The sequence below is a fragment of the Faecalimicrobium dakarense genome, assembly GCF_000499525.1.
Lineage (GTDB): Bacteria > Bacillota > Clostridia > Peptostreptococcales > Peptostreptococcaceae > Faecalimicrobium > Faecalimicrobium dakarense.
Genome location: NZ_HG529288.1, coordinates 1 through 9,855, shown reverse-complemented (window position 1 = coordinate 9,855; position 9,855 = coordinate 1). Strand labels below are relative to the sequence as shown.

The window sequence follows — 9,855 nt, the reverse complement described above, 5'->3', positions numbered from 1 at the left end:
TCATTACTACTTGACACACTTAATTCTCCATTATTTTTTTCAACTAGATCTCTTACTATGGCTAATCCAAAACCATTTTCATTGCTTTTCTTAGTCGTAAAGCCTGGTTCAAATATCTTATTTATAATTTCATCATTTATCTTAGGTCCATTATTTTTAATATTTATATAGACATTTCCAAATATTTTATAAGTTTTTATAACTATTAAACCATTTTCATCAATAGCGGTAACTGCATTACTAATAATATTAGAGATTATCTTTTGAAGATCATACTCTGACATACCAAGTTTAGATATATCATACTCTTCTTCTACAATTACATTTATATTATTTGTTGCGATTGAATTTACAATAACTGATATAACAGATTCTGAATCAGATAATATTTTAAAATTGTCAGAAATAGAATTATTCCCATTTATAATTCCTCTTAAAACATCTCCTAATCTTTCATATTGTTCCATTATATATAACCCATTTATATAGGAAATTTGAGACCCATAATCATGCTTAATTTTTTTTAATTCATTGTTTTTATCCTGTAAAGCTTTATTTAATTTACTTATTTCATCCATTTTATTTTTTGTGTTAACAAAATACAATAATAAAAGTGATAAAAGCAATAATAAAAGGATTATAAATAAATTCTTGAAGAACACCTTATCATTTCCGTGAATTATTAATGAGAGAGATAATATAGTATCAAGAGAAAAAGTTACTATAATAGATATATCAAATCCATATCTCTTTTTACTTATAAATTTGTATATATTATATATTTTATCGATATATAATATAGTCAAAAATTCTATTAAAATCATTGGTATATACATAACTACTATTGTAGAAATTTCTACATTATTTATAGGAAGTAAAGTTTGTACGTATGACCATTGTATATTGCTAAATATAATAGATGTTACTTGAAACATAAAGTAAGTTATTACATATGAAATCACTATTTTTTCATAATTTTTAATATAAAAACAAACTAATATTAACATACATGATATATTCATAAATATTATTGATAAAGATGTTCCTCCCATTATGTTGGTTAATGCAGTTATAGATAGAAATATTATAACTATATTCATTACTAGTTTTATGTTATTTTTTTTACCTTGAATAAGACCATCTTTTTTTATGCAATAATAAGGGATATATGCTAATAAAATTGATTGTATTATAGTATTGATCAAATCTGCTACTTGCAGCATAAATTAATCTCCTTTGTATTTTTTCTATAAAACTCAATATATGTTATTTTTCAACTTTACAGTCGTTTTTTGTCATATATTGTTTCATTTCAGATTATAGCATAATTTAAAAGCAAAGTATTTATATTTTATTTAGTTATATTGATTTTTTTGTGTTTATTTCAATTTTATACTGAAATTTACCTATCCATTTTTTAATATTTATAATAATAATAAATTTTATTAAGATATAAAAATAATAAAGTAGATTACAAATCTTAAATAAAATTTATAATCTACTTTATTATTTTTCAATATATAATTTTCATCTAGTAGGTTAATTCTAATTGCATTTCTAGCTCTAAAAGTTCTTCATAGCTTTGTCTCTTACATATTAATCTAGAGTTTCCATTCGATACTGATACTACTGCTGGTTTAGGTATTTTATTATAATTTGACGCCATCGAGTAGCTATAAGCCCCAGTTGAAGGTACTACTAATATATCTAAAGTTTCTATATCCATTATGTTTACATCACTTATTAATATATCTCCACTTTCACAACATTTACCTGCTATTGTAACTCGATTTACTTTATCATCACACATTTTACTTGCGATAGAGCATTCATATTTTGCTTGGTATAGAGATGGTCTTATATTATCTGTCATTCCTCCATCCACGCTTACATAAGTTCTAACACCTTTTATATTTTTTATAGCTCCTACTGTATAAAGCGTACTTCCAGCATTTGCAACTATTGACCTACCTGGTTCAATTACAAGTATTGGTAAATTTATTCCGATTTTTCTACAGACTTCTTTACTTTTATTAATTATAGCTTCGCAATATTCTTTTATAGTTTTAACATTATCTTCTTTTGTATAATAAGCACCTATTCCCCCACCTAGATCAACTTCTTTTATTTCTATATCATGCTTTTCTTTTATACTTTTTACTAAATTCATCATTATTACTACTTCATCTAGATACGGATCTATATCAAATATTTGAGAACCTATGTGTGCATGAATTCCTACTAATTCTATATTATTATATTTTTTTACTTCTTTTATCGCTCTATCTAGGTCGCCATTTTCAAGTGTAAATCCAAATTTAGAATCTATCTGCCCAGTTTTTATATAATTATGTGTATGGGCTTCTATTCCAGGAGTTATTCTAAAATATATTTTCTGTTTTTTATTTTTTCTATTACAAATCTTTTCTATTAAGTCAAGTTCATAAAAATTATCTACTACAAATCTCCCTACACCTAGATTTATTCCCATTTCTACTTCATCCATTGTTTTGTTACTTCCATGAAATAATATTTTCTCCATCGGGAAGTTTGATTTGTGCGCAGTATACAATTCTCCACCGGATACTACATCTAGATACATCTTTTCCTCATTTATAATATTACACATATACATTGGTAAAAACGCCTTGCCTGCATAAGCAACTCTATTTTCATCCTCTTCTACTCTAAAGTGTTTTACAAATTCTTTGCAGTTATCTCTTACTAACTCTTCATCAAGTACATAAAGTGGAGTTAAGTATTTTTCTCTAAGTTCACTACAACTTACATTTCCTATATATAATTGATTATTCTTTACAGACATAGTTCCATGAAGTTTCATTATATTACCTCCCTTAATATATAAAAAATCCCTTAAGTTACACTTAAGGGATATAAATATCATAAATAATAAATCACTATTATGATTCCTCAAATGTAGCTCAACACAAATTAAATTTGTGACAGTGATGCATATATTTTATACATCCCCAGGTATATAACTTTAAAGCATCAGTTATATCCTTCGGCGATAATTCCTTTTCTAATAAATCATTGTGCTTACCTCATTATTAGTACTCATAAGTACCGCGACCTCTACAATTTCTATTTAGTTTTTGTTTTTCTTAAGAAGATTATACTCTTTAATTTTTTATCATGCAAGGTTAATATTATTTCTTTCTAAATAGCACCTTTGATTTGCTTTTTAAGTATTCCTATAGTGGATATATATAAAAAGTGTACATGTATCTATATAAGTAATAATATACTATTATTAAGATCTTTAATTAATTTATATGGAGGAGTCAGTATGAAAAAACTGTTAATGCTTATATCTATAATTTCATTATTTACAGTTGGTTGCACTTCTAATAATAGTAATGAAAAAGGCAAAATTGATATAAGAGGAAAAGTAACATCTATAAATATAGATGGAGATAACTCTACTATATTAGTGGAAGGTAAGCTAGAAGATGATACAAATTATGATGAAGCATATATTACTATAACTAAAGATACAAAAATTCAAAAATATGATATGGATGATTCTTTTAATTCTTCTGAATTAGAATTAGGTTTTATAGTAGAAGTAATATTTGAAGGCCCTGTAAAAGAAACCTCTCCTGCCCAAGGAACTGCTAAAGTACTTAAGATTATTAGTGAATAGTTAATGTATACATATTACTAAAAATAGAGAGATTGAAAATATTTATCTCTCTATTTTTAAATTTTATGAGTTATATTTATATAGTTAGTAACTAGTTATACATATTTTCTAAAAGTTATCTAATTAAGTCTATAATTTTTTTCATCTCATCTATCTGGGGCTCTTGGCTCTTGGCTTCTTCTTTAGCCATAGCCTTAATATCATCATTATCTGAATACTTTAAAACTGCATTTACTATATCTATTGCACCTTGATGATGAATTATCATCCCTTGTAGAAAATTCCTATCTATATTTTCACTTAACTCAAGCTTTGAAAATCTATCCATCATATTCTTGAGTGCCTTATTATATTCTTTTAAATATGATTCTTCCTTAGTTTCATCTATTACAGGGCTCTTACTTAAATCATCTATCATAGCATTCATTTTTATAATACTATCTATCTGAGCATTTATAATATTTTCTGCCAATTGCTTTACTTGTGAATTTTGACCTTCATATTTCAAAAGATTTTCTGACATTTCTATTGCTCCCTGGTGGTGTATTATCATCCCGTATAAATAATCTAAGTTAATATCTCCAGTTGTAACTATACCTGACATACCTTTGTTCATTTTATTAATTGTATCATTGTATACTTTTATGTAATCTCTTTTTTTGTTATTTGTATCATTATCTATATTGCTAGCTACTTTAATATTTTCATTTTTCCCTATATTATTATAAGATTTAGAACATGCTACTGTAGTTAAAATTACCATAAGAGTGGCTAGAGATACTATTGTTAGTTTCTTAAAAAAATTATTCATATTTTTACTCCTTAAAAAATTATATTATTATTTTATATTTTGTATCTAAGTTAGTAATATTATGTAAATTTAAAATATTTACACTTGTTTAAGCTAAAATTTTATAATATATCTCAATATTTATATTATAAAAAATATTTTTTAAATTTTTCTTGTATTTTAAAGTTTTAACATATATAATAAATTTTAACAAATAAATATTAAATATAAATTTTAATAATAAGGAGATTTTTAAGATGATAAAAAATATGAATTTAACTAATATATCAAAACTTAATATATTTTATTTTAGCTATTTTAGTTAAGTTTGTATTTATGATAAATATATAAATCATAGATACAAACTAAATTGTTTGTATCTATGATGGCTAAAATTAATTTGTTATACAAATAGCCGCATAGATAAACACTATGTGGTTTTTATAATCCTAGGCCTTTAAAAGCCACATAGTGAATATACTATGTGGCTTTTTTATATTAAAAATAAAGAAAAGAGGAATATTTATGAAAAAATTTAAAGATATAGTAATTGTTGGTTTTGCATTATTTTCACTACTATTTGGAGCTGGAAACTTAATTTTCCCTCCATACATAGGAGTGACCTCAGGTAGCCAATGGATAATCAGTTTTTTAGGCTTCTTATTTGCTGATGTTGGAATTATAGTGCTTTCAATCATATCAGTTGCAAGGGCAGGATCTTACCAAACAGTTGTTCAAAAAGCAGGTGAAAAATTCGGCTTTAGTTTAGAGGTTATAATGATGCTTTGCCTTGGGCCTATTTTAGTTGTTCCAAGAACAGCTGCTACAACCTTTGAAATGAGTGTACAGCCTTTATTTAGCTCTGTTAATCCAATTATTTTCTCGGTGTTATTTTTTACATTGACACTTATGTTAACTATAAGACCTACTAAAGTAATGGATATAATAGGAAAATTCTTAACGCCTATATTACTAATCACCTTGGCTATTTTAATAATAAAAGGAATTTTATCACCTATTGGTGATTTAAATGTTAATATAGATACTGATAACTTATTCTCACATGGAATAAATCAAGGCTATCAAACTATGGGTGCACTTGGAGTAGGTGGAGTTGTGGCACTTGTAATGTCATCATTTTTAAGTAAAGGATACAATGATGCTACTAGTATAAATCTTACTATAAAAGCAGCTTTACTAGCAGCTGTAGGACTTGTACTGGTATATACTGGATTAGCATACTTAGGTGCTACTGCTTCTAATATATACAATTCAAATATACCTCAAACAACTTTATTAGTTAATATTTCGAATATCCTTTTAGGTAATACTGGGTCATTAATACTTGCTGTAGTTGTCGCTTTTGCGTGTCTTACTACATCGATTGGCTTAACTTCTGTTACTAGCAAATACTTTGAAGATGTTACTAATAAAAAATTAAAATATGAATACATAGTTGTTTTTATATGTGTATTTAGCACAATAGTTTCAAACTTTGGAGTTGATAAAATAATTTCTATTTCAGTTCCTATACTAACAGTTATTTATCCAGTATCATTAATTTTAGTTATAATGAGCTTCTTCAGAAAGCTTTTAAATAAAGATGCAATTTACAAGGGTGCAGCTTATGCCACTCTTTTAACTAGCTTACTAACAGTTGTTGATAACTTAAACTTAGGTATAAATTTAAACTTTATTCAAAAACTACCTTTTTCAAGTCTTGGGCTAAACTGGGTAGTACCTGCTGTGGTAGGAGGATTTTTAGGCTTTATATTAAGTACTCAAGTAGAACTTAATAAAGCTAAAATATAGCTTCTAATAAAAAAATAAGGCTATAATCTCTATACAGAGACTATAGCCTTAATACTTTAAATCTATGCTACCTGTTCTTTTTCTCTTATATTTAATAATATTTTAGATATTAAAAACAACATAGGAAGCTCTATCAATGGTCCAATTATAAGTGCTAAAGATATTAATGGCTTATCAGGGAATGTTGCTACTGCTATTGCAAGAGCTATTGGTGAGTTTCTAGCTAATGTAGTTAAGTTCAATGCCACATTATCCTCATAATTTAAATTTATCATTCTTCCAATAAACCTTCCTGCTATAAAGTTTATTAAGAAAAATAATAATATAGGAACCAGTAGTATTAATAAAATTTGAAGATTTTCTAAAAGCACTTTACCTTGTGATGCAAACATTGAAACTATTGCTAAATTTAAAAAATATCCTTGATAGTCACAGGCTTTGCAAATCCACTTCTCTTCAAATCTTTCAATTCCTATTTTACTTATTATAATCTTCCTAAATATAATAGCTAATGTAAGAGGTATTAATAAGCTATATATAACCCCTTTAGCCAAACTTACAATATTTATACTTACGCTAGTTCCTCCTATTATAAAAATATAAAGTGGCAATAACACTAATTGAAGCACTAAATTAAGCGGCAAAACAGATGATCCTAAGGCAACATTACCTTTTGATATACCCGTAAATATTAAATACCAATCAGTACATGGAGTTACCATGAGCATAACAAATCCTATTAAAGTTTCTGGCTGGTTATGTAAAAATACCTTGCCTAAAATAAATACAATAATTGGAGTCCAAATGAAATTCATAACTACAGATGTTATTGTAAATTTAAAATTCTTAAAAGATTTTCCTATTTCTTTTAATGGTATTTGTATGAAAACCAAAAATAACATTATCATTAATGCAGGCATTATTAAATACTCCGCATATCTTTGAACTATGTTAATTTGACCTAGTATAATACCTATTGCGACCATTATCAAAATTATAAAACTTTGAAATTTATTTATATTATCCATCTTATACTCCTTTGTATAATAATTTTCATATGATATAAATTATCATTTTCCATTAAATTATATCACAGTATTTTTTTACTTTCATTAAAATTAAAAATTTAACTAATTTTAATAAAATAAATACTAATTTAGATTTTTGCTATACTATCTTAAGAAATATATAAATGAATATCTATAAATGACTACATAAATAATAATAAACTTACTGCCATAACAGCCATTCCACCCACTAATCCGTAAATAGAAAGATGATCTTCTCCATATTCTCTAGATAATGGTAATAATTCATCTAAAGATATAAAAACCATAATACCTGCAACACCTGCAAACAATATGCCAAATACGGTATCATTCATAATAGGCATTAATAATAAATATCCAACTAATGCTCCAATAGGTTCAGCAAGACCTGAAATAAAAGAGTACATAAATGCTTTTTTCTTATTTCCTGTTGCATAATAAATAGGTACAGATACAGAAATTCCTTCTGGAATATTATGTATTGCAATAGCTACAACAATTGGTATAGCTATAGATGGATCTTGTAATGCAGATATAAATGTAGCTAACCCTTCTGGAAAGTTGTGAATTCCTATTGCAAGAGCTGTAAAAACTCCTGTCCTCATTAATTTTTTCTCTGATATAGTTAAATCTTCTATCTGCGATATTTTTTTTACTTCGTGAGGATTATTTTCCTTTGGAATTAACTTATCTATTAAGGCAATTAAGAAGATTCCTCCAAAAAATCCTAAAATAGTTATACCTGTTCCTAATTTATCTCCAAAAGGAACAACAAGGGAATTTTTTGCCTTTGCAAATATTTCTATCATAGATACGTAAATCATTACCCCAGCTGAAAAACCTAAGCTAATTGATAAAAACTTAGTATTAGTTTTCTTTGAAAAAAATGCAATGCAGCTTCCTATTCCTGTAGACAGCCCTGCAATAATAGTTAACATAAAAGCAAAAATAATATTTTCCATTTTCTCCCCTCCATTTATATTTTTTAGCATAACTTTATGCTATGTTTGTTTATTTTTGATTTAATATAATAATAACCTATTCTAAGATAATTGTAAATAATAATCATTTTCAATTATCTTAGAATAGGTTATTGCTACAAAATACAATTTAAATTAATTATATAATTACATAGTTTTTATTATGTTTTCACTTAATATAATTAATAGTATACATCTCTATACATTTGAACAAAATAAAGCTAATTTCTAATGATAAAAGGAGTATCTAACAATGAAAAAAATTTTTAAAAATTTATTATTACCATTATTTGTATTAATTTTAACTTTTACACCACTCAAATCTCAAGCTATAGAAAAAAATTATTACAATGATACAAAATCTACATGTGATTTAAAAATGGCAGAAAGACAACTTTGGATTGAGCATGTTTTATGGACTAGAAATTTTATCATAAGCGATTTATCTTCACTTGAAGACAAAGATGTTGTATTAGAAAGGCTTCTTAAGAATCAAGATGATATTGGAAATTCAATTAAGCCTTATTATGGTGAAGAAGCCGGAAATAAACTTTCTTCCTTATTAAAAGAACATATCGAGCTGGCTGGCCAAGTTGTTGACGCTGCTAAAAGTTGGAAATAAGGCTGACTTAGAAAAATATAATAAACTATGGTATGAAAATTCTGATCAAATAGCTGACTTTTTAAGTAGTGCTAATCCTAATTATTCAAATAAAACTTTAAAAGATATGCTGCATAAACATTTACAGTTTGTTACAGATCAAGCTGTGGCTAGATTAAATAAGAATTGGACATCTGATATTGAAAGCTATGACAAAGGCCAAGAACATATGATTAACTTTGCTGATGTACTTTCTAATGGTATAATTAAACAATTTCCAAAGAAATTCAAATAATTAGAAATAAAAAAGTACTCTCCTTTTCAAAGGTAAGTACTTTTTATTAAATTTAAAGCTTTATAATGCTAGAAATTTCACTTGGATGATTAACTATGTATTTTGGATTAAATCCCTCTAACTCTTTTCTATCTCTAAATCCCCAGGTTACTCCTATAGTATCAACGCCTGCTCCTATTCCAGTTTTCATATCTGTATCTGTATCCCCAATGTACAAACATTCACTGTTATTTATCCCTAAATTATCAAGAATTTTTATAACACCTTCCTTATCAGGCTTTCTTCTAATTCCTTCTTGCTCTCCAGCTACTATATCAAAGTATCCTTTCCCAAATACCTTCTCTACATTTTCAATCGTTCTTTCATGAGGTTTATTAGAAAGTACTGCTATTTTAAGATTATTTTCTTTTATGTTGTTTAACATATCTTTAATTCCATCATAGGCCTTAACTTCATGCAGGCAATGAATTTCAAAATATTTCATATAAGTTACTAATGCATCTTCATAATTTACTAATTCGGTATCTCCACATTCTTTTAATGCTCTTTCAATTAATACTTTATATCCATCGCCAACTAAATGCTTATATCTTTCTTCATCTATTGGTCCTAAATTATATTTTTTCAGTGTAAGATTTGTAGTATATGAAATTGCCTTAAT

At 26.3% G+C, this 9,855-nt stretch carries 10 protein-coding genes and 1 riboswitch; of the genes, 4 read left to right on the top strand and 6 right to left on the bottom strand.

Annotated elements, in window-relative coordinates; all coding sequences use genetic code 11:
* Both BN899_RS06430 and lysA read right to left on the bottom strand, forming a co-directional pair.
* Positions 1–1,223 (bottom strand): sensor histidine kinase (locus BN899_RS06430; RefSeq protein ID WP_042273912.1); only part of this gene is annotated, 1,223 nt, incomplete at its 3' end.
* A gap of 308 nt (positions 1,224–1,531) precedes the next feature.
* Positions 1,532–2,842, bottom strand: coding sequence for a diaminopimelate decarboxylase (gene lysA / locus BN899_RS06425; protein ID WP_042273910.1), 1,311 nt, complete (start codon positions 2,840–2,842; stop codon positions 1,532–1,534).
* Between the two features lie 88 nt (positions 2,843–2,930).
* Positions 2,931–3,107: riboswitch (Lysine riboswitch) on the bottom strand.
* A gap of 203 nt (positions 3,108–3,310) precedes the next feature.
* Here lysA and BN899_RS06420 point away from each other — a divergent pair.
* A complete protein-coding gene (locus tag BN899_RS06420; protein ID WP_042273907.1) occupies positions 3,311–3,667 on the top strand; it encodes a DUF3221 domain-containing protein in 357 nt (118 codons plus the stop codon).
* A 115-nt stretch (positions 3,668–3,782) separates the two neighbouring features.
* Here the strand turns inward: BN899_RS06420 and BN899_RS06415 are convergent, their stop codons facing one another.
* Positions 3,783–4,478, bottom strand: a complete 696-nt coding sequence (locus BN899_RS06415) for a DUF305 domain-containing protein (protein WP_042273905.1) — start codon at positions 4,476–4,478, stop codon at positions 3,783–3,785.
* A 504-nt stretch (positions 4,479–4,982) separates the two neighbouring features.
* Between BN899_RS06415 and brnQ the strand changes: the two genes are divergently transcribed.
* Complete coding sequence (gene brnQ, locus BN899_RS06410; protein ID WP_042273904.1) at positions 4,983–6,269, top strand: branched-chain amino acid transport system II carrier protein; 1,287 nt, start codon at positions 4,983–4,985, stop codon at positions 6,267–6,269.
* Between the two features lie 62 nt (positions 6,270–6,331).
* On the opposite strand, the gene BN899_RS06405 is transcribed toward brnQ, so the two are convergent.
* Positions 6,332–7,297, bottom strand: coding sequence for an arsenic resistance protein (locus tag BN899_RS06405; RefSeq protein WP_042273901.1), 966 nt, complete (start codon positions 7,295–7,297; stop codon positions 6,332–6,334).
* Between the two features lie 182 nt (positions 7,298–7,479).
* Complete coding sequence (zupT, locus tag BN899_RS06400) at positions 7,480–8,280, bottom strand: zinc transporter ZupT (RefSeq protein WP_042273899.1); 801 nt, start codon at positions 8,278–8,280, stop codon at positions 7,480–7,482.
* Between the two features lie 271 nt (positions 8,281–8,551).
* Here zupT and BN899_RS20405 point away from each other — a divergent pair, with 271 nt between their 5' ends.
* Positions 8,552–8,920 carry a hypothetical protein gene (locus BN899_RS20405; RefSeq protein ID WP_330362473.1) on the top strand — a complete coding sequence of 123 codons (369 nt, stop codon included), beginning with the start codon at positions 8,552–8,554 and terminating at the stop codon, positions 8,918–8,920.
* On the top strand, positions 8,895–9,194 hold the full coding sequence (locus BN899_RS20400; RefSeq protein WP_330362472.1) for a hypothetical protein: 300 nt from the start codon (positions 8,895–8,897) through the stop codon (positions 9,192–9,194). Before BN899_RS20405 ends, BN899_RS20400 begins: the two co-directional genes overlap by 26 nt.
* 52 nt (positions 9,195–9,246) lie before the next feature.
* Here BN899_RS20400 and BN899_RS06390 read toward each other — a convergent pair.
* Positions 9,247–9,855, bottom strand: a 609-nt coding sequence (locus BN899_RS06390; RefSeq protein WP_071162435.1) for an HAD family hydrolase, incomplete at its 5' end; no start/stop codon positions are given.

What these genes read in the sequence shown, in the direction of transcription:
- brnQ (WP_042273904.1), top strand. Translation starts at nt 4,983, where the DNA reads ATGAAAAAATTTAAAGATATAGTAATTGTTGGTTTTGCATTATTTTCA.
- zupT (WP_042273899.1), bottom strand. Translation starts at nt 8,280, where the DNA reads ATGGAAAATATTATTTTTGCTTTTATGTTAACTATTATTGCAGGGCTG.
- BN899_RS06420 (WP_042273907.1), top strand. Translation starts at nt 3,311, where the DNA reads ATGAAAAAACTGTTAATGCTTATATCTATAATTTCATTATTTACAGTT.
- BN899_RS06415 (WP_042273905.1), bottom strand. Translation starts at nt 4,478, where the DNA reads ATGAATAATTTTTTTAAGAAACTAACAATAGTATCTCTAGCCACTCTT.
- BN899_RS20405 (WP_330362473.1), top strand. Translation starts at nt 8,552, where the DNA reads ATGAAAAAAATTTTTAAAAATTTATTATTACCATTATTTGTATTAATT.
- lysA (WP_042273910.1), bottom strand. Translation starts at nt 2,842, where the DNA reads ATGAAACTTCATGGAACTATGTCTGTAAAGAATAATCAATTATATATA.
- BN899_RS06405 (WP_042273901.1), bottom strand. Translation starts at nt 7,297, where the DNA reads ATGGATAATATAAATAAATTTCAAAGTTTTATAATTTTGATAATGGTC.